Annotated in this window: 13 protein-coding genes and 1 pseudogene; 7 read left to right on the plus strand and 7 right to left on the minus strand. The window is 70.0% G+C overall.

The annotated features are described in order from the left end of the window. Nucleotides 1–18: 18 nt before the first annotated feature. Both WAT24_RS11055 and WAT24_RS11060 read right to left on the minus strand, forming a co-directional pair. Complete coding sequence (locus WAT24_RS11055; RefSeq protein WP_336807925.1) at nt 19–744, minus strand: fimbrial biogenesis chaperone; 726 nt, start codon at nt 742–744, stop codon at nt 19–21. A gap of 1 nt (nt 745) precedes the next feature. Beyond that, on the minus strand, nt 746–1,282 hold the full coding sequence (locus WAT24_RS11060) for a Csu type fimbrial protein (protein WP_336807926.1): 537 nt from the start codon (nt 1,280–1,282) through the stop codon (nt 746–748). Nucleotides 1,283–1,787: 505 nt separating this feature from the next. Between WAT24_RS11060 and WAT24_RS11065 the strand changes: the two genes are divergently transcribed. Continuing rightward, nucleotides 1,788–3,002 carry a sensor histidine kinase gene (locus WAT24_RS11065; RefSeq protein ID WP_336807927.1) on the plus strand — a complete coding sequence of 405 codons (1,215 nt, stop codon included), beginning with the start codon at nt 1,788–1,790 and terminating at the stop codon, nt 3,000–3,002. Nucleotides 3,003–3,009: 7 nt separating this feature from the next. After that, entirely contained in the window at nt 3,010–3,561 is a 552-nt protein-coding gene (locus WAT24_RS11070; protein WP_336807928.1) for a response regulator, read from the plus strand. On the opposite strand, the gene WAT24_RS11075 is transcribed toward WAT24_RS11070, so the two are convergent. Beyond that, nucleotides 3,558–5,678, minus strand: a complete 2,121-nt coding sequence (locus WAT24_RS11075; RefSeq protein WP_336807929.1) for an EAL domain-containing protein — start codon at nt 5,676–5,678, stop codon at nt 3,558–3,560. The two genes, WAT24_RS11070 and WAT24_RS11075, sit on opposite strands and share 4 nt — an antisense overlap. A 247-nt stretch (nt 5,679–5,925) precedes the next feature. Between WAT24_RS11075 and WAT24_RS11080 the strand changes: the two genes are divergently transcribed. Genes WAT24_RS11080 through WAT24_RS11090 form a run of 3 tightly spaced genes read left to right on the plus strand, consistent with a single transcriptional unit; the run spans nt 5,926 to nt 14,593 of the window. Continuing rightward, complete coding sequence (locus tag WAT24_RS11080; protein ID WP_336807930.1) at nt 5,926–12,189, plus strand: PAS domain S-box protein; 6,264 nt, start codon at nt 5,926–5,928, stop codon at nt 12,187–12,189. Further along, a complete protein-coding gene (locus WAT24_RS11085) occupies nt 12,186–13,427 on the plus strand; it encodes an EAL domain-containing response regulator (protein WP_336807931.1) in 1,242 nt (413 codons plus the stop codon). The genes WAT24_RS11080 and WAT24_RS11085 overlap by 4 nt, the downstream gene beginning before the upstream one ends. Further along, a complete protein-coding gene (locus WAT24_RS11090) occupies nt 13,424–14,593 on the plus strand; it encodes a response regulator (RefSeq protein WP_336807932.1) in 1,170 nt (389 codons plus the stop codon). The genes WAT24_RS11085 and WAT24_RS11090 overlap by 4 nt, the downstream gene beginning before the upstream one ends. Before the next feature lie 9 nt (nt 14,594–14,602). Here WAT24_RS11090 and WAT24_RS11095 read toward each other — a convergent pair whose 3' ends face one another. From WAT24_RS11095 to WAT24_RS11110, 4 genes are all read right to left on the minus strand, one after another. After that, nucleotides 14,603–16,405 (minus strand): M14 family metallopeptidase, encoded by a 1,803-nt coding sequence (locus WAT24_RS11095; protein WP_336807933.1) that lies wholly within the window; start codon nt 16,403–16,405, stop codon nt 14,603–14,605. After that, on the minus strand, nt 16,402–17,064 hold the full coding sequence (locus WAT24_RS11100) for a DUF502 domain-containing protein (RefSeq protein ID WP_336807934.1): 663 nt from the start codon (nt 17,062–17,064) through the stop codon (nt 16,402–16,404). Before WAT24_RS11100 ends, WAT24_RS11095 begins: the two co-directional genes overlap by 4 nt. A gap of 81 nt (nt 17,065–17,145) precedes the next feature. Next, nucleotides 17,146–17,604: a DUF4442 domain-containing protein gene (locus WAT24_RS11105; protein ID WP_336807935.1), complete on the minus strand. Its 459-nt coding sequence runs from the start codon at nt 17,602–17,604 to the stop codon at nt 17,146–17,148. A gap of 70 nt (nt 17,605–17,674) precedes the next feature. Beyond that, the gene (locus WAT24_RS11110; protein WP_336807936.1) at nt 17,675–18,505 is read right to left on the minus strand and encodes a helix-turn-helix domain-containing protein; all 831 of its coding nucleotides are present in this window, start codon (nt 18,503–18,505) and stop codon (nt 17,675–17,677) included. 242 nt (nt 18,506–18,747) lie between these two features. Between WAT24_RS11110 and WAT24_RS11115 the strand changes: the two are divergent. Further along, nucleotides 18,748–18,969: pseudogene (locus WAT24_RS11115) on the plus strand (alpha/beta fold hydrolase); the annotation flags it as partial. 115 nt (nt 18,970–19,084) lie between these two features. Further along, on the plus strand, nt 19,085–19,270 hold the full coding sequence (locus WAT24_RS11120) for a hypothetical protein (protein WP_336807976.1): 186 nt from the start codon (nt 19,085–19,087) through the stop codon (nt 19,268–19,270). The last annotated feature ends 161 nt before the right edge of the window (nt 19,271–19,431 follow it).

Here is a 19,431-nt window from a genome sequence, read left to right on the forward strand (position 1 = left end):
GTCGTCGCCGCACGTCCGTCAGGGGCCGGCGACCGCCACATCGGCTTGCGCGGTCTGGTCGTTCGAATCCATCGCGAGCTGGAGGTGGGTGCCTTCGGCCACGGCGGCATCGACCACCCAGGTATGGCTGTTGCCGGGCAGGATGTAGACCGGATTCGTGGACATCGGCAGCCGCTTGCCGTCGGCGCCGGACAGCACGAAATGGCTCAGCCGCGCGTGCGCCGTGCCGGTGTTGCTCGCCGTGAGCCGCACGTGGCTGCCGTCGATCCGGGTGGCGCGCCAGTGCACGTCCGGCGCGATCGCCGCGGTCGGCTGGACGAACACCGGCAGGCTGATCTCCAGCACCATGCGCAGGCCCTGCTGGCCCGCATTCGGTGCGGGAGGCACTTCACGCAGGAACAGCCGGTAGGCCCGTTCGTGCTGCGCATCGGGCGCACGCCGTGAGCCCACGCGGATCACCTGCGAGCCGCCGGCGGGGATGGTGAAGATGGGCGGTGTCGCCAGGATGTCGTCCGCGGGTGCGAAGACATCCTTGCCGTCCGATTGCGACCAGGCCTTCGCCTGGAGCTGGATGGTGGTTGCCTCGGCGCCGGTGTTGCGCACGGTGAGGGCGGCCACCCGGTGATCGGCCGAGAGCGTCGCGGTCACCGGGCCGACCTGGAAGGAGCCGGCCAACGCCGGGCCGATCGCCAGAAAAAGAAACGCCAGGCCGCAGGCGGCCTGGCGTGCGCGTGAACGCTTCATGTCAGAACGTGACGGTTGCAACGACAGTGTCGGAGTAGTTGCCGGACGGAACATTCTGTCCCTTCGTGACGAGGCCGTAGACGGTGGTGCTCACGGCCGCACCGGTGCCGGTGACCGATGCGCCGGTCGTATTGTCCCAAACGGTGGTGTGGGCCGAGTCAGTGTACAGCTGGTACGACAGGTAGTCGGAAGTGTTGGCCAGCATGCGGCGCAGCGGCGCCGCGTCGGTCGAACCCGTGTCGGCGTTGGAACCCTGGCCGAGCGTCACGGTCACGGAGGCACCGTTGGTGCAGGTGGTGCTGATCGTGCCGGTGGCGGTGAGGTCGGCACCGGTGCTGGCGTTGGTGACCACCGGGTCGTACGCGCCGAACGAGACGCCGCTGCTGGCGTCGATCGTGCAGTTGGCGGACACCGTGGCGGACACCGGCAGGTTGGAGGTCGCGGTGCCGGCGTAGGCCGTTCCGCTCAGTGCCGACAGGCCGATCAGGGTGGCCACGACGAGATTGAGCTTGAGGAAGTTCTTGGTTTTCGCTTGCATGAATTGTGTCCTGACAAATGCGCAGGATTTGCGCGGGTTGCTTACGTCGACGAGCAAAAGCTGTGCGTTCGGATCTCCCCTTGGGATCTCGTGACTAGGCAAGGCAAGCGATATGCCACCCCCGGGACGCCATCCTTTCACACCCGCCGATGCAAGCGCTGTTCTGTGACCGCCTTCGCGAAGCGCGGCCGCCGAGCAGCCGACTGACGTGCGCGCCACGGAAGAGGAAAGCGACGAAGAAGACAGAAACTTGACGTTCATTGACCCCGGTCAATTGAACTGAAGGTCAACCTGTGAACTGGGTCACGCGGCGGGCATGTGATCCACGTCACGTCATGGCAGGTGTCGCCGCTCCGCGGCGCCGGGATCGCGTCACACGTGTTCAAGCAGCCGGCGCGTGCGCCGATAATGGAGTCGAACGCGCGAGCCTCGCGCGCCCTCCGTCGACGCGGAACGATCCGTTGCCGCCGCACCGCAGGCTCCGTCCGCCAGACCACGCCAGGCCATGTCCGTCACCGCAACACCGCTCGATGCCGAAATCGTCCTCGATTCCCTGCCGGTCTCGGTGGTCATCCTCGCGGGCGAGGGCGGCGTGAGGTATGCCAACGCCGCGGCGCGGCGGCTGGCGTCGGTCATCCATGCCGATCCCGACAAAGGCCTCTCGAGCCTGGTGGCGAATCCGCCGGCCGAGGTCAGGAACGACGCGCAGGCGGGCGACGGCTGGGAAGACCGCCGTGCCTGCGCGATCGAGGGTGGCGGCTCGCTGGCGATCGTGCGCCAGTGGCGGCGGTGCGCCGAAGGCTCAGGCATGACCAGCGTGACCATCCGCCCGGCCGCCGCGCTGCCTCAGGCGAACGGCATGACGCCGCCGGACCGCGAGAAGCAACTGCAGGAGCAACAGAGCCTGGTGCACGCCGAGAAGCTGGCGACGGTAGGGCAACTGGCCGCGGGCATGGCGCACGAGATCAACAATCCGATCTGCTACGTGCAGTCCAACCTGGGCTCCTTGCAGGATTACATGAACAAGCTGTTCGGCCTGGTGGAAGTGTGCGAGGAGGTGATCCGCGACGAGGACACCCCGCTCCGCGCCAAGCTCGCCTCCCTCGATGCACGCAAGCAGGCGATCGACTTTCCGCTGATCGTGGAGGACCTGCCGCTGCTGCTGGCCGAATCGCGCGAGGGCGTGGAGCGGATCCGGCAGATCGTGCAGAACCTGCGCGACTTCTCGCGCATCGACGCGACCGAGGGCTTCCGCCTGTTCGACGTGCACCGCGCAATCGATACCACGCTGGGCATCGTGCGCAGCCTCAGCGGCAGCTCGATCTGCTTCACCACGTATTTCGAGGAACTGCCGCTGGTCGAATGCAACCCCACGGAGCTCAACCAGGTGCTGATGAACATCCTGGTCAACGCGACGCAGGCGGTGGGGCAGAACGGCCTGATCGAGGTGCACACGGGCAGGGGACCCCATCACGTGTGGATCGAGATCAAGGACAACGGGTGCGGCATCGAGGAGCATGTCCTGCCCCGCATCTTCGAGCCGTTCTTCACCACCAAGGAGGTCGGGCGCGGCACCGGCCTCGGGCTCTCCATCAGCTACGGCATCATCAAGAAGCACGGGGGTGACCTGACCGTCCGCTCGCGCGTCGGCGCCGGCACCGTTTTCCTCATCACGCTTCCGGTCAAGCAGGCCCGCAGCGTGCCAGCCCCTACCGAGTAAACCGACGATGACCTACAAACTGCTGCTCCTGGACGACGAGCAGGCCATCCTCAACGCGCTCACCCGCGTGATCAAGCGTATCGACTCGGACCGGTTCGGCGGGCCCTGCCAGATCAAGACCTTCACCAGCGCGACCGAGGCGCTCGCCTGCGTCCGGCAGGAGCCGGTCGACCTCATCATCACCGATTTCCGGATGCCGGCCATGACCGGCCTGGAGTTCCTGCGCGAGGCGATCAGGCACCAGCCCGACGTCGCGCGCATCATCATCAGCGGCCAGGCCGACCTGCCCACGGTGGTGGCGGCGATCAACGACACCCAGGTGTTCCGCTTCGTCAACAAGCCGTGGGACGACGGCGAGCTGCAGCTGGCCGTGGTGCAGGCGCTGCACGTCTATGCGCTGAGCCGGGAGAACCAGCGGCTGGCCGACCTGGTGCGCGTGCAGCAGGGCACCATCTCGCGCCAGGAGGCCGCGCTGCGTCAGCTGGAATCCGAGTGCCCCGGCATCACGCGCGTCGAGCGTGACGAGAACGGCGCGATCTACCTGGACCTGGACGACTAGGCATCTGCGACCGGACCCGTGGCGCCGCGCTGCACCTGGTCGCGGCGGGCCCGGGCCATCGCCTCCTTGATCACCTTGCGCAGTTCGTCGTCCACCCAGGGCTTGGTCAGGAACCGGTACACGGCGCCGCCGTTGATCGCCTCGGTCACCGCGCCGATGTCGGCGTATCCGCTGAGGATCATGCGGATGGTGCGCGGGTGGGTCTCCTTGACCTTGCCGAGAAATTCGGTGCCGCGCCCTTCCGGCATGCGGTGGTCGGAGACCACCACGTCGACCTCGGTGGTGCCCAGGATGTCGAAGGCCTGCTGGAAGGTGCCCGCGGTATGGATCGCATAGCCGTCCCTGCGCAGCAGGCGCGCCAGCGCGCGCAGGACGTTCTGCTCGTCGTCCACCAGCAGGATCGAGCCGGCGTCGCCGCGATTGCCCTGGTCGGCGGTCCGCAGCGAGGGATTGCGCAGCCGTGCCAGCATGCCGTCGGCGCTCACCGGCTCGCCCAGGTAGTGGCCCTGGATGTACTCGCAGCCGTTGCGTTCGAGGAATCCCAGCTGCAGTGGCGTCTCCACGCCCTCGGCCACCACGGTGCAGCCGAACTCGTGCGCCAGCCCCAGAATCGCGCGGCAGATCCGCGCCGCGCCGACGTCGTTCGGCACCGCCGAGACGAAGGAGCGGTCGATCTTGAGCCGGTTGACCGGGAAGCGCTGCATCAGCCCCAGGCTGGAGTGCCCGATGCCGAAGTCGTCCATGGACAGGCTCACGCCGATCTTGCGCAGCTCGCGCATCAGCGAGGCGACGTGGTCGGGATCGCCCATGATCGCCTTTTCGGTCAGTTCCAGCTCCAGGTAGCGCGCCGGCAGGCGGGCGCCGTCCAGGGCGCGGCTGACGTCCTCGATCACCTGCTGCCCGCGCATCTGCAGGCCGGACACGTTGACCGACAGCACGAAGTCGCCCACGCCGCAGTCGAGCCAGCGGCGCGCCTGCTGGCACGCCTGCACCAGCACCCACTGGCCGATGTCCGGGATCAGGCCCAGGTCCTCGGCCAGGGGAATGAAGCGGTCCGGCGTCACCAGGCCGAGTTGCGGGCTGCGCCAGCGGACCAGCGCCTCCATGCCGGTGATCTCGCGCTTGGCCACGCTCACCACCGGCTGGTAGGCCAGCTCGAGTTCGCCCCGTGCCACCGCGCCGCGCAGGTGCACGCCCATGTCCATGCGGTCGCGGAGCAGCGTGCGCTGCTGGGTGTTGAACACGTGCACGCGGTTGCCGCCGCGCTCCTTGGCGGTGCGCGCCGCCAGCGCCGACTGCTGCAGCAGGTCGTCCACGCTGGCGGCCGTGTCCGGGAAGCAGGCGATGCCGATGCTGGCGCCCAGGCGCAGCTCGAAGGCGCCGAAGGCGATCGGCTGGCTCAACTCGTCGAGCAACTGCTGGCCGACTTCGAGCATGTCGAGGTCGCCGGTCGCATCCACGCCGCCGACGATGAACTCGTCGCCGGCGATGCGGCTCACCAGCGAGGCGTCCCGGCCCGCGGCCACCAGGCGATCGGCGACCTGCTGCAGCAGCCGGTCGCCGGCCTCGAAGCCGTCGGTCTGGTTGAAGGCGCCGAACTTGTCGATGTCGATGTAGCAGACGAACAGCCGGTGGCACTGGGTGACCGCGCGTACCAGTTGGGCGGCGAGGTTGTCCTTGACCTGCCCCGGCCGCAACAGGCCGGACACCACGTCGTGGCTGGCCAGGAACTCGCGTGCCTGTTCGGCGGCGACACGGTCGTCGACGTCGTGCACGGTGAGCACCGCCTGCACGACCCGGCCGCCGGTGTCGACGGATGGACAGGCGACCAGCCTGCACCAGCGTGCTTTGCCGGCGGCGTCGAGCACGCCCGTACGCTCCACCACCTCGCCGGCATGCAGGGCCGCCTCCACGCCTTCGAGCCAACCGGCGTGGCCCAGCGCACGGTCCCATCGGATACCCGTCACCGCAGCCGCATCCCGGCCGAAGAACCGTTCGTATGCCGGGTTGACCGCGGCCACGCGCAGGCCCTCGGGCGCGGCTTCGAGGGCGATCAGGGGTGCGTCGGCATACGCGTAGCACCGCTCGAGGAGGAGTCCGCTGGTTGTTCTCGTCATTGGCGCTCGGGCGACCGGACCTGTACGGAGGGTATCGGCGCAACCGCACCGGCCTTGAGAAAACGCCACGGCGGCGCGGCTGTCGCGGCGTCTTCGAACCGCCGCGCTTGTTCAAGTCTTCACCAGACGGTGCCGATAGTGTGTGCAAGCGATCAAGCTCCCGCTGTCCGGCCTGGAAACCGGATCCACCGCATCGGCATGCGTGCCTCTTCTCCCGCCACGGCTTTCTATGCTTCACCCCACTCCGATGCCTTCTGACGTGCAGCAGGAACAGAGCGCGTTGGCGCCGCTCGAACGGTTCGCGTTGCACCGTGTGCAGGCTCCCTGCCTGGCGGTCGACTGGGAGGGCAGGCGCATCGCCGTGCTGGGCGACACCTCGGCACCCGAGGCATGGCCCGAGCCGGGCACCGTGGAGGCCTCGCGGTGGGTGTCCTGTCCCTTGCTGGCGAACGGCTGCGCAGCCGGGCGACTGTGGGCCCCGGCCGACGGCACGGACGTGGCCGGACTGCGCGAGGTCGCGGAGCTGTTCGCCCACACGCTGGCCATGCAGGCGGAACGCGACCAGCTCGCGCAGAAGTTGCGCCGCGTCGAGCGGGCCGTGCGGGCGGCCAACGTCGGCCTGTGGGAATGGGAGGTACGCAGCGGGCGCGCCTATTCGGAAAACAACTGGCCGTCCCTGCTCGGCTACGGCCCGGGCGACGTGGAGATGAGCTACGCCGGCTGGGCCTCGCTGGTGCACCCCGACGACCTGCCGGGCGCCGAGGCCGCCCTGCGGGCGTTCGTCGAGGCGTCCGAGCCCATGCGGCTGCGTGTCGAATACCGCCTGCGGCACCGCTCGGGCGAGTGGCGCTGGACGCTCTCGCTCGGGGACGTGGTCAGCCGCTGGCCCGACGGCAGCCCGCGCATGGTCGCCGGTACGCACCAGGACATCCACGCGCAGAAGACCTCGCGCTTGGCGTTGAGCGAGAGCGAGGCCTATGCGCGCAGCCTGTTCGACTCCAGCCCGGACGCGATCACGGTAGTGGGGCTGGACAGCGTGATCCAGGACGTCTCACCCGCTGCCCTGCGCTTGCTGGGCGCGACGTCGCGCGAGGAGGTCCTCGGGACGCGCTGGCTCGAGCGCTGGTCGCCGCCGTACCGCGAGCTGGCCGAGCAGGCGCTGGCCAGCGTGATCGCCGGCCACGCCAGCCGGTTCCGGGGTGCGATCACCCTGGCCGGCGAGCGGCGCTGGCGCGACGTGTATGCTGCCCCGTTGCGCGATGCCGACGGCTCGGTGCGGCGCGCGCTGGTGACCTCGCGCGACATCAGCGAGCAGGTGCAGACGGAGGAGGAGCTGCGCCGCATCACCGGCACCATGGAAGAGCTGGTGCAGCGGCAGACCGCCGAAATTCGCGACAACGAGTCGCGGCTGCGCTCGATCCTTTCCAACCTCGACGGCATGGCCTACCGCTGGCAGGCGGACGAGGGCCGGCCGGTGTTCTTCGTCAGCCAGGGGGCCCATGCGCTGCTGGGCGTGGAGCCCGGCGCGATCCGGTCGGCCGACGACGTGCTCCGCTTCGTGCACGAAGCGGACCGCGAGCGCGTCGGCAACGCCTGGGAGACCGTCGCCGAAACCGGCGTGCATCAGCACGAGTTCCGCATCGTCGATGTGTCCGGTCGCGAGCGCTGGATCCACGAGCGCCTGTGCGTGGTCCATACCGGCGGCCGCGCCACCAACTGCGTGGATGCCATGCTCACCGACGTGACCGAGCGGCGCGACATGCTGCGCGCGCTCACGCTGGCCAACCACACCCTGGAGGAATCCCTGGTCTCGGTGTTCTGGCTGGACGAGCACGGCCGCGGCCTGCGCGCCAACCGGGCCACGGCCAGGCTGCTGGGCTACAGCAGCGACGAGCTGGAGCGACTCGATCTCACGCGCATCCACCCCGACCTCAGCGGCGAGCGGTGGCAGCGCCTGCGGCAGGCCATCCGGACCCAGGGGCCGCAGCAGTTGCACGTAAGGCTGCGGCGGCGCGACGGCAGGGAACTGCCGGTGTTCGTGTTCATCACCTCGGTGCCGTTCGAGGGACGCGAGATCTACGTCGGCTTCGCCAGCGACGAGTCGCGGCAGATCGAGGACCGGCAGGCGCGACGCGACAGCGACCTGCTGAGCCGCGCGGCGCTCGGCGCACTGTCCTCGCGCATCGCGATCCTCGACCGCACGGGCATGGTGCTGGCGACCAACCGCGCGTGGGAGCAGGGCCACCCGGCGACCCGGGACCGGCCACGCGCCGTGGTGGGATCCAACTGGCTGGAGAAGATCGCGCTGTCGACCCATCCGGCGGCGCGCGACATCCATGCCGGGTTGCTCGGCGTGATCCAGGGGCAGGAGCAGACCTTCGAACTGGAGTACGTCTACACCAGCGAGGACGAGCCCGATCCGATCTGGATGCAGTTGCGGGCGGCACGCTTCGGCAGCGGTTCCGACCTGCGCGTGGTGGTGTCGATCGAGGACATTTCCCGGCACAAGCGGATCCAGTTCGCACTGGCCCGCAGCCGGCGCCTGTTCGAGACGCTTTGCATGGCCGCGCCGGTGGTGATCTTCCAGACCGACGGCGAAGGCGCGTGCCGCTACATCAGCAGTCACTGGGACGTGCTGACCGGTCGGCATGCTTCGGAAGACCTCACCTACGGCTGGCTGCATGCCATCGATCCGCAGGACTACCAGCGCTTCCGCGAAGCGTGGTTCACCGCCCGCGACAGCAGCGACAGCTTCGTCGCCGAGTGCCGGATGCGGCATGCGGACGGCAGCGAGATCCACGCGCTGATCCAGGCGGTGCGCTTGCGCTCGATGGACGAGCGGGGCGACGAGCCCGGCTGGGTGGGCACCATCACCGACCTCACGCGGGTCAAGGCGGCCACGCGCGAGCTGGCGCGCGTCGAGCAGCGGCAGCGCGAGGTTCTGGAGTCGCTGCCGGTGTTCGTTTACGTGCTGCGACCCTCGCCCGACGCGGTGCTCGAGCCGGTGTGGCTGTCCTCCACCGTGGATCCGTTCGGCCATCGGTTCGACGACGGGCTTCCCGGCAGCACGTGGTGGGCCGAACACGTGCATCCCGACGACGCCGAGCGCGTGTTCGCCGAGTTCAACGAAAGGCTGCGCGCGGACGACCGCTGGTCCTACGAGTACCGCCTGCGTCGTGCCGACGGCAGCTACGCCTGGGTCGCCGATCACCTGCACGCCGTCCGCGACGAGCAAGGGGAGCTGGTCGAACTGATCGGAAGCATCATCGACGTGACCGACCGTTACGCCGCCGAAGCGGCGTTCCGCGAGAGCGAGGCGCGGCTGCGCGTGGCCTTCGAGCAGGCCGCGGTGGGCATGGCCCATCTGGAGGGCGGCAGGGTCACGCTGCCGAACCGGCGCCTGCTGGAGATGGTCGGCTGCGGCGTCGACCACGTCCACGCCCCGCAGTCCTGGTCGGACTGGACCCATCCGGAGGACCGCGAGCGCGACGGCGCGCTGCTGCAGCGGCTGTTGCGCGGCGAGGCCGCGGCCGGCTCCCTGGACAAGCGCCTGCGCCGCGCCGACGGCGGCGATTTCTGGGTGCACGTGACCTATTCGGTGATCGACCCCGACGGCGAGCATCCCCCGCGCATCTTCACGGTGGTGGAGGACACCTCCGAGCGTCGGCGCATCCAGGGCGCCGCCAACCAGGCATTGAGCACCCTGGATGCGATCGCCGAGGCGACCTTCAGCTTCGACCCGGACTCGCTGCAGATCTTCTACGTCAACGAGGGCGCCTTGCGGCAAAGCGCCTACACGCGCACCCAACTGCTCTCGATGACCTTGCTGGACCTGCAGGACGCCGCGGCCCGGCCGCAGGCGACCGCTCTGCTGGCCGCGGCCGCCGCCCGCCCGGAGAAGGGCCACCGGCTGGAGACCGAGCTGCTGCGCCGGGACGGTTCGCGGTTGCCGGTCGAGATGGCGGTGCAGTACATCCATTCCGCCGACCAGGCGCCGTTCTACGTGGCGGTGACGCGCGACATCACCGAACGCCGCGAGGCGCGGCTGCGGCTGGAGGAGCTGAACGCGGAGCTGGAGGAGCGGGTCGAGCAGCGCACCGATGCGCTCTACGCCACCAACCTCCTCCTGCGCAACAAGGAAGAGCAGATCCGCGCGATCGTGGAGAACATTCCCAGTTGCGTGATCACCATCGACCGCGACGGCATCATCACCAGCGCCAATGCGGCGGTCGCCGCGGTCTTCAGCATGCCGGTGAGCGGCGCGATCGGCCGTGACCTCAACGAACTCATCCCGGGCCTGTTCGAGCAGATCTGCCGTGCCGACCTGTGGCGGGACGGGGTGGCCAGCGCCACCGGCGAACCGCTGCTGCTGAAGGGCGCGTTCGAAGGCCTGGCCGTCGACGGCGAGCCGCGCGCACTGGAGGTGTCGGTCGGCTCGTACGAGCTGCGCGGCGAAACCCACTACGCGGCCATCATCCGCGACGTCCGCGAGGAACTCGCCGCCAAGCACGAACTGCTGCGCGCGCGCATGGAGGCCGAGCAGGCCAGCCGCGCCAAGTCGGCGTTCCTGGCGACCATGAGCCACGAGATCCGCACGCCCATGAACGGCGTGCTGGGCATGTCCGAGCTGTTGCTGCAGAGCTCCCTGCCGCGTGGCGACCGCGAGATGGTCGAAACCATCCAGCAGTCCGCCTCCACGCTGCTGGACCTGCTGGACGACATCCTCGACTTCTCCAAGATAGAGGCGGGCAAGCTCGACCTGGAAATGCAGCCGGTGGACCTGGACCGGATGGTCGAGGCCGTGTGCGCCACGCACGTCGCGGTCGCCGAGGCGAAGGGGGTCGAGCTGCGCGCCTTCGTGGCGCCGAGCACGCCCGCCACGGTGCTCGCGGACCCGGTCCGGGTCAGGCAGATCCTGCACAACCTGATCGGCAACGCGATCAAGTTCTCCGCCGGGCGTTCGGGCGTCGCCGGCCGCGTCGACGTGCGGGTGGATGCGCACCTGCACCCGGACGCGAGCGCGGAGGTCATGCTCGAGATCCGCGACAACGGCATCGGCATGACCCAGGAGGTGCTGGGGCGGGTGTTCCATCCGTTCACCCAGGGCGAGGGTGCCACGACGCGGCGCTTCGGCGGCACCGGGCTCGGCCTGTCGATCTGCAAGCGCCTGGTGGAGCTGATGGAGGGCGAGATCGTCTGCCACAGCCTGCCCGGACAGGGCACGGTGTTCACGATCGCGCTGCGGTTCGGCCGGGGACGGTGGAATCCGCCGGCGGCGGTTGCCCGCCGCGAGGGCCTCTCGCGTGCGTTGGTGGTCTCGTCCGATGTGGCGTTCTGCGCCGACGCCGCGGCCTGCCTGCAGGCCATGCAACTGCCGTACGAGACCTTCCCGTGCGGCGAGGACATGGCGCGCTGGCTGGACGAAGCGCGGGATCCCGACGCCGCCACGGCCGATGCGCAGCCCCTCATCCTCAGCGGGCCGGGGGCGGACGACTGGCGGCAGCTTCGGCGCATGGCGGCGGTCGCCTGCGAACGCGAACTGCCCCAGGTGGTCTGGTCGCCGGGCGAGCGAAAGGCGGGCGGGCTCGTCGATGCCGGCGTGGTGCTGCTCGGCCGCGCGGTGTTCAACATGCGCGGCCTGGAGGAAGCGATGGCCGCCGCCCTGGGCCAGCGGCCGGCCGCGCCCGCGCCACTGGCGCCGGAAAGCGAGGCCTGTTTCGTCGGCGAGAGCATCCGGCTGCTGATCGCCGAGGACCACGAGATCAACCAGCGGGTGATCCAGCGCCAGTTGCACCGCCTGGGCGTCCACGGCGACCTGGTCGGGGACGGCGAGCAGGCACTGGCGGCGTGGCGGCGCGGCGGCTACGACGCGATCCTGGCCGACCTGCACATGCCGCGGATGGACGGCTACACGCTGGCGCGTGCGATCCGCAGCGAGGAGGCGGGCAGGGGATTGGCGCGCATCCCGATCATCGCCTTCACCGCCAACGCGATCATCGGCGACGAAGCCAAATGCTTCGAGGCGGGCATGGACGACGTGGTAACCAAGCCGGTCGAGCTGGAGCGCCTGCGCGAGGTCCTGACCCGCTGGCTGCTGTCTGCCTCACCCGCGCGGGCCGCCTCCGGCCACGAGCCATCCGTGCGCGACGACGAGGCCGCGTCCGGGCATCTGGACGTCCGCGTGCTGCAACAGCTGGTGGGCGACGAGCCCGAGGTGGTCGCCGATTTCCTGAACGAGTTCAGCCAGGGCGCGGCGCGGCTTATGCACTCCCTGCACGCGCTGGCGCCTACAGACGCGTGGCGTGATGCACGTTCCCTGGCCCATCGGCTGAAGTCGTCCGCCCGCTCGGTGGGCGCGGCGCGCATGGGTGCACTGTGCGAAGAAATCGAAGGCCTGTGCGGCGCCGATCAGGCGACGCGAATGGAGATGGTGTCGGTGCTCGACCAGTTGGAGGAGGAATGGAAGCTCGTCAGCGAGGACATCGCGCTCAGCCTGGACCGGCAGCCATGACGGCGGCCGCGACCACATCACGCATTCTGGTCGTCGACGACGACGCTTTCAGCCGCCGGTTGCTGGTGGAAGCGATCGCGCGCCACGGCTTCCAGGCCACCGGCACGGCGCATGCCCGCGACGCGCTCTCCGAGGTGCTCGGCGAGACGGCGCCGCAGGTGATCGTCTGCGACCTCGCCATGCCGGACATGGACGGCATCCAGTTCATCGAGGCGCTGGGCAACGCCCGCTGGAAGGGTGGGCTGGTGCTGGTCACCGGCGAGGGCGCACGCCTGTTGCAGGCGGCCACCAAGCTGGCGCGCGCGTTGAAGCTCAACATCCTGGGCAGCCTCCCAAAGCCGGTCGATGCGAGTCGGCTCGCCACGCTGCTGGCCAGCGGCCAGACGGGCCGCGCCGGCGGCGGCGCGGAGCAGCGCGCGCCGTCCTCGCCGCCGACCTACAGTCACGCCGAACTCGCGCAGGCGATCGAGCAGGGCCAGTTGATCCTGCACTACCAGCCGCAGGTGCGCATCGCCGATGGCGAGCCGACGGGCATGGAATGCCTGGTCCGGTGGCGGCATCCCGCCGAGGGGCTGATCTACCCGGAGCGGTTCGTCTCGCTGGCCGAGGACTACGGCCTGATCGACGCGCTGACCGACCGCGTGATCCTGCTCGCCACCGAGCAGCTGCGCTCCTGGCGCAGGCAGGGCATCCGCCTGCCGCTGGCGATCAATCTCTCGATGGAGACGCTGCAGGAGCCGGCGGTGGTCGAGCGCCTGCTGGAGCTGGTCAAGGCCAGCGGGCTGACCGCCTCGGACATCGTCTGGGAAGTCACCGAGAGCCGCTTCATGCGCGACCTCACCGCCACGCTGAGCGCGCTCACCCGGCTGCAGCTCAAGAAGTTCGCCGTGTCCATCGACGATTTCGGCACCGGACACGCCTCGTTCGCGCAACTGCGCGACTTGCCGTTCGTGGAGCTGAAGATCGACCGCAGCTTCGTGCACGACGCCGCGCGCGACCAGGTGCACGCCGCCATCGTGGAGGCGAGCGCGAGCATGGCCGCCCGGCTGGGCATGAACTGCATCGCCGAGGGCGTGGAGAGCCCGCAGGACTGGGCCTTCGTGCGCAAGGCCGGTTGCAGCCACGCCCAGGGCTGGGCGGTCGCCCGGCCATTGCCGGCGTCGGCCATCTCCTCCTGGCTGGAGCGGTGGCCGGCGGACTACCGCACGCTCAACCACGACGCGGAGGCCGTGCCATGAGCAACGTCGAGGTCGACGGCAAGATCCTGATCGCCTCGGACCAGCGCGCCGAAGCCGAAGCGTTGCGTTCGCAACTGGCCGCCGACTATCCGAACATCACCGTCTCCTTCGACCCCGACCGCTACGTGGAGGACTTCGAGCGGGTGCGCCCCGACGTGCTGCTGCTGGTCTTCAACCGCATCGAGAACGCACAGAGCTACTACCTGGGCCTGTACCGCTTCGGCGCGACCGCGCAGCAGCACAGCCACCGCACGATCGTGTTCTGCACCCGCGAGCAGGTGAAGACCGCGTTCGACCTGTGCCGCAAGCAGTACTTCGACGACTACGTGCTGTTCTGGCCCTCCCCCTATGACGGCAGCCGCCTGCCGATGTCCATCCACGTGGCGCTGCGCGAACTCAAGCAGTCACGCGGGATGTCCTTCAGCGAACGCCAGCTCGGCGACTATGCGCGCCAGCTCGACGAGTTCGGCCGCACGCTGGACCAGCACCTCACCCAGGGTGGCCGGCAGGTGGAATCGGCCGCCGAACAACTGGCGCGCAACGGCGAGCGGCTGGGCGCGGCGATCGAGCAACTGCTCGGGCGGATCTCGCGCGGGGAGCTGAGCGACGCGATGGCCGTGCGCGACGTGCAGAAGCTGGAAAAGGAATTCAAGGCGTTCGTGTCGGCCGAGATCGGCCCGCTGGTGGAGTCCGGCCGCGTGGCCATCGAGCCGCTGCGCCGCTGGACCAGCCAGTTGCAGCGCGAATCCTCCTCGCAGCTCGGGCAGGCGCAGACGCTCCTCAGGCAGGTGGCGGGGCCCAGCCGGCGGGTGCTGGTGGTCGACGACGACGAGTTCAGCCAGAAGGTGGTGGCCAGGATCCTTGAGCGGGAGGGGTACGAGGTGGTGCTGGCCGGCTCGGGAACCGAGGCGCTCAACCTGCTGCGCAAGATCCGGCCGTCGCTGATCCTGATGGACTACATGCTGCCCGACCAGGACGGCGTGGAGACCACCCGCCGGCTCAAGCAGCCGGGCGAGTTCGACACCATCCCCATCATCATGCTCACCGGGCAGAGCGATCGCGAGACGGTCATCCGCAGCCTCGCCGCCGGTGCGGTGGATTTCCTGGCCAAGCCGATCAACCCGGGCGCGCTGCTGACCAAGCTGGCCAAGTACCTGGGCGGCTGACCCCGTGCCTCACGGGCGGGCCGGCTCCGTGGCCAGCGTCTTCCATGTCGCGGCATCGAGGCGCAGCACCGGGTAGGCGCCGACGCCCTGGGCGGCGTACCAGGGCGAACGCTGGAAGAAGAACATCAGCCGCGCGCCGGGGTCGGCGGCGAAGGCCGGGTCGTCGTGCAGCCGGCGCTGGAAGTCGGCCGCGAGCGCCGGGTCGGCTGCCAGCATCTCGCGGGCCAGCTTCTCGAGCACCCGCGGCTCGCCGTATTCCTTGGGCTCGAAGATGGCGTCGAGGTAACCCCAGCGCAGCATCGAGTCGGGCGCCTGCGGCTCCAGCAGTTCGATCGCCACGTTGGCGGCACGCTGGTCCAGCGGCACGATCACCGAGCCGGCCGGCAGCGTGGCCTCGCGCGTCACGGCGCGGCTTTCGAAGCTGCGCAGCAAGAGGTGGCCCTCGAAGGGCCGCTGCGCCCATTGCGGCTGGTCGAGCTGGTAGCCCTGCGCGCGGATCGTCGCCGCATGTGCGAGGCGCCGGTAGCGGATGCCATGGGCATCGAGCCGGTCGATCAGCACGGTCCACTGGGCGGGAATCGCGTAGGCAGCCGGCGGCTGTATCGAGATCTCCGGCAGCAACCCGTTCCAGTTCGGGATGGTGTAGGTACGGGGCCGCGTCCGGTCGTAGCGGATCCAGTCCGCGCCGGACACCTCGCTGGGGCTCAGCGTGAACGCGTAGCCCTTGAGCGCGTACGGCGTGGAAACCGGGTCCGGCTTGAAGGTCAGCGGGACCTGCGCCGACGGTTCCTGCGCGCGCGCTACCACGCGGGCGTCGGCGGCCCTGGTTGCATCCAGCAGCGCCTGCGGGTGCCGGCCGATCTGCTGCAGCAGGATCCCGACCAGGTCGTGGACTGCGCGCACGCGCACCCCGTAGGGCTTGAGCATGTGGGTCTCGATCAGCAGCGCCGGGCGGTTCTGCAGCGCCGCGTAGCCGGTGGAGAAGCGCGGACCGGAGCCGAAGTTGACGATCCCCTTGCGCGGGTCGCGACCGTCCTTGAACTCCAGGTAGATCGAGGCGAGATGGCCACGCGCCTCGTAGGCGGGGATCGTCGCGTCCATCAGCGCGCGCTGCCACGCGGCGACGCCGGGGTCGAGCTTGTGCGGGTCCTCGGTGTACCAGGTGAGGTCGTAGGGGTAGTCGGCGCCGTCGGTGGTGTGCACGTCCACCAGGAAGTCCGGCAGCCAGCGCTGCCAGAGCTTCAGCCACGCGCGCATCTCCGGCGCGTCCGCCTTGACGTAGTCGCGGTTGAGGTTGAGGTACTGCGACTGGCCGCGGAAGCCCTGTTCCTGCGGGCCGTCCTGGTTGATGCGATGGTACGGGCTGGTGTTCTCGTGGCCGTCCACGCTGAACACGGGGATGAACACCAGCACGGCGTGGTCGAGCAGGTGCGGTCGCTTGCCGCTGACGGCGTAGTCGCGAAGCAGCATCAGCCCGGCGTCCTTGCCCTCGATCTCGCCCGGATGGATGCCGGCCTGCACCAGCACCACCGGCTTGTGTGCGGCGCGCGCGGCCTCGGGCGAGAAGGTGCCGTTGGCGCTGGCGATCACCACGGTCATCGGACGGCCCTCCGGCGTGGTGCCGAAGGTTTCCAGGCGCAGCTTGCCCGGCGCGGCGGCCTGCAGGCGCTGCAGGTAGGCCAGCGTGTCGGCGTAGCTCGGCGTGGTGCGGAACTGCGCCGCCTCGGCGGGCGTGGTCCACTGGCCGGCTGCGGCGCGGGTCGGAAGGATTGCACCCAGCAGCAGGGCGGGCAGCAGGCAACGCAGGTTCATGCGCGGTTCTCGTCGCGGGGCAGGGCGGCGGGCAGCGTGTCGGGCGAGACCGCGCCGCCGGAAATGATGAAGGCCATCGCCTGGTCCATGGTCCAGTCCGTGGGGGTGAGCGCCGTCACCGGCAGGGTCAGCAGGAAGCCGCCGGTGGGATTGGGCGTGGTCGGCACGAACACCGCGGCCATCTCGCGGCCGGTGCCGTCCTCGGTCATCAGCCGGGTGACGAAGCCCATCGCCTTGGTGCCTGCGTGCGGGAAGTCCACCAGCACCACGCGCTGCACGCCCGAGGGCTTCTGCTGCAGCACCGTCATCAGCTTCTTGGTGCCGCCGTAGATGGTCTGCACCAGCGGGATGCGCTGCAGCAGCGCATCGAAGGCGTCCAGCAGCCGCTGGCCGATCATGCGGCTGGCCAGGAAGCCGAGCAGGTACAGTGCCAGCAACGTGATCAGCAGCGCCAGCAGCGAGGTGAACCAGGCGCTGCCCAATGCGCTGGCGGTATCCGGCGCCACCAGCGCCAGCACACCGAGCGCTGCGGCCACCAGCGGCGCGCCGATGCCGGCCAGGAAGCCCAGTACGAACTTGAATACGGTCCAGGTCACCCACAGCGGAATGAAGGTGAGCAGGCCGGTGAGCAGGTAGCGTCTGAGGCGCAGGCGGGGCATGGCCATCGTCCGTAGGGCGAAAGGACCATTGTAGGCGTGGCTCCCCCTAACTGTAGGAGGGTGGTGGGGCGGCAGCGACGCTCAGGATTGGCGCGCCTGGGGTTTCAGGCGCACGTAGAGCTGCTTGCGCACGCGTGCGACGACCTCGCCGGACGCGGTAGCCACGTCGGTTTCGAACCAGCGCAGCACCTTGCCGCCGTCGGCTGCGGCCGTGCGCAGTTCGTCCACCAAGGCCTCGGTCAGGTGGAAGGACGCATGGACGTCCTCGCGCCCGGGCGCCACGAAGTCGATCGCCGCGGCCTTGTCCCACACGTAGTAGTCGCTGCCCAGCCGGTGCATCGCCAGCAGCATCCAGAACGGATCGGTCATGGCGAACAGGTTCCCGCCGAACTGGCTGCGCACGTAGTTGCGGTTCCACGGGCGCAGGCGCAGCACCACGTGGGCGCGGCTCCAGTCGTCGCTCAGCTCCAGCACGCGGATGCCGTTGCAGAGGAAGGGCGGCCAGAAGTTGAGGAGGTGGCGGAAGGTGCGGGCGCGCATGCGGGGATTCCGGGCGGGGGCCGGTAAAGCATACGCATGCGTATGTTCTGGACAAGGGCCCGCGCGGGCGTCAGGCGGCGGGGGCCTCGGCGTCCTCCTGCGCGAGCTGCCGGCACAGGCGGGCGGTGGCGTCGTCCACCGGGAAGCAGCACTCGATGTGCAGTTCGTCCAGGGTGACGTCGCGTGGCGTGCCGAAGGTGGTGATGGTGGAGAAGAAGCGCAGCTCGTGCCCGTCGCGACGCAGTACCGTGGTGAGCAGCGGCGAGGCCGCGGCGCCCGGCTCGCGGCTGCGCCAGCGCGGCGGCACCTCGGGGTAGGCCAGCACCTCCTCCAGCAGCGCGCGCGCCTTGGCATCGGAGGGTGCGGCGGCGACCGCGTTGTGCAGGTGGCGGATCAGCTCGCCGGCCACCTCCTCCCAGTTGGCGACGGCGGGGCGCAGGTCCGCGGGATCGAAGAACTGGCGCAGCATGTTGGCGTGGGCGCTCGCCCGTCCGTGCATCACGAAGCGGTTCACCCGCTGCGCGGCGTCGTTGGCCGCCAGCACGTCCCAGTGACGGTCGAGCAGGAAGGCCGGATAGGGTTCCTGTTGCGCCAGCGTGAATTCGATGGCGCGGCGGATCTGCGCCAGAGCGGGCGTACCCAGCGCCGTTTCCGGATAGCTGGGCGCGTAGCCGGCGGCCACCAGCAGCGCATTGCGTTCGCGCAGCGGCATGTCCAGCGCGTCGGCCAGGCGCGCCAGCATGCCGCGGCTGGGCTGTGCCTTGCCGGTCTCGATGCAGCTCAGGTGCCGCGGGGAGAGGCCGGCGTCCAGGGCGAGCGCGAGCTGGCTCAGCCGGCGTGCCGTACGCCATTCGCGCAGCAGCATGCCGGCCGGGGTGGGAGAGGGGCTTGGCAAGGTCATGGTGCGCGCGTGAGTCGACGGGCACCGGATGATAGGCACATGCGATACCCGCGGCGATGACCCCGAAGGTCATCGCGGCGTGATGCGGCGGGTCACTGAGTGGATGATGTGCGGCAGCGAGGATGCGGCTTTCCGACGGAGGCCACCGGCATGCAGCGCGGGACCTTTCTCCGGTGGACGGCCGTGATTGCCGCGGGCGGACTCGGCGCCGGCCGCGCGCCCGCTCGACGCGGCGGTGTTCCATGCGGAACGCCGGTTCGTGCCCACCTCGCAGGGCGAGATCGCCTGCGTCGAGCGGGGACGGGGCGAGGCGGCGCTGCATCGCGCCGGACCTGCTGGGGCCGGGGTACACCCGCGTGCGGCCAGGGCAGGCCGTCACGCCCGACGCGCAGGTGACGATGCTGCTGGCGCTGCTCGAGCGCCTGGGTGTCGAGCGCTTCGACCTCGTGGCCAGCGACAGCGGCGGGGCCGTGGCCCAGTTGCTGGCGGCGCGGCATCCCGGGCGCGTGCGCACGCTGCTGCTCACCCACTGCGATACCGGGAGAATGCCCGCCGGCAGCGATGCGGCCGGTGATCCGCATGGCCCACGAGGGGGTGTTCGTACGGCGCCGGCTCGCCCGCTGGCTGGCCGACAAGGCGCTGGCCCGCGCGCCGGACGGGCTGGGCGGCCTCACCTATACCTTTCCCGAGCGGCTCGCCGACGCCACCAGCGACACCTATCTCGCGCCGCTGGTGCGCCATCCCGAGCGGACCACGCCCATCTGATCGGGCTGGAGCGGCACGGGCTGGCCGGCATCGCGCCGCAACTGCAGCGGTGCAGGGCGCCGGCCTGCATCCTCTGGGGTACCGGCGACGACATATTCTCGCCGGCCGGGGCCGCCTACCTGGACCGCCACCTCGGCCGGTCGCTGGGCGTGCGCCAGGTC

Source organism: Fulvimonas yonginensis (assembly GCF_037137055.1).
GTDB lineage: Bacteria > Pseudomonadota > Gammaproteobacteria > Xanthomonadales > Rhodanobacteraceae > Frateuria_A > Frateuria_A yonginensis.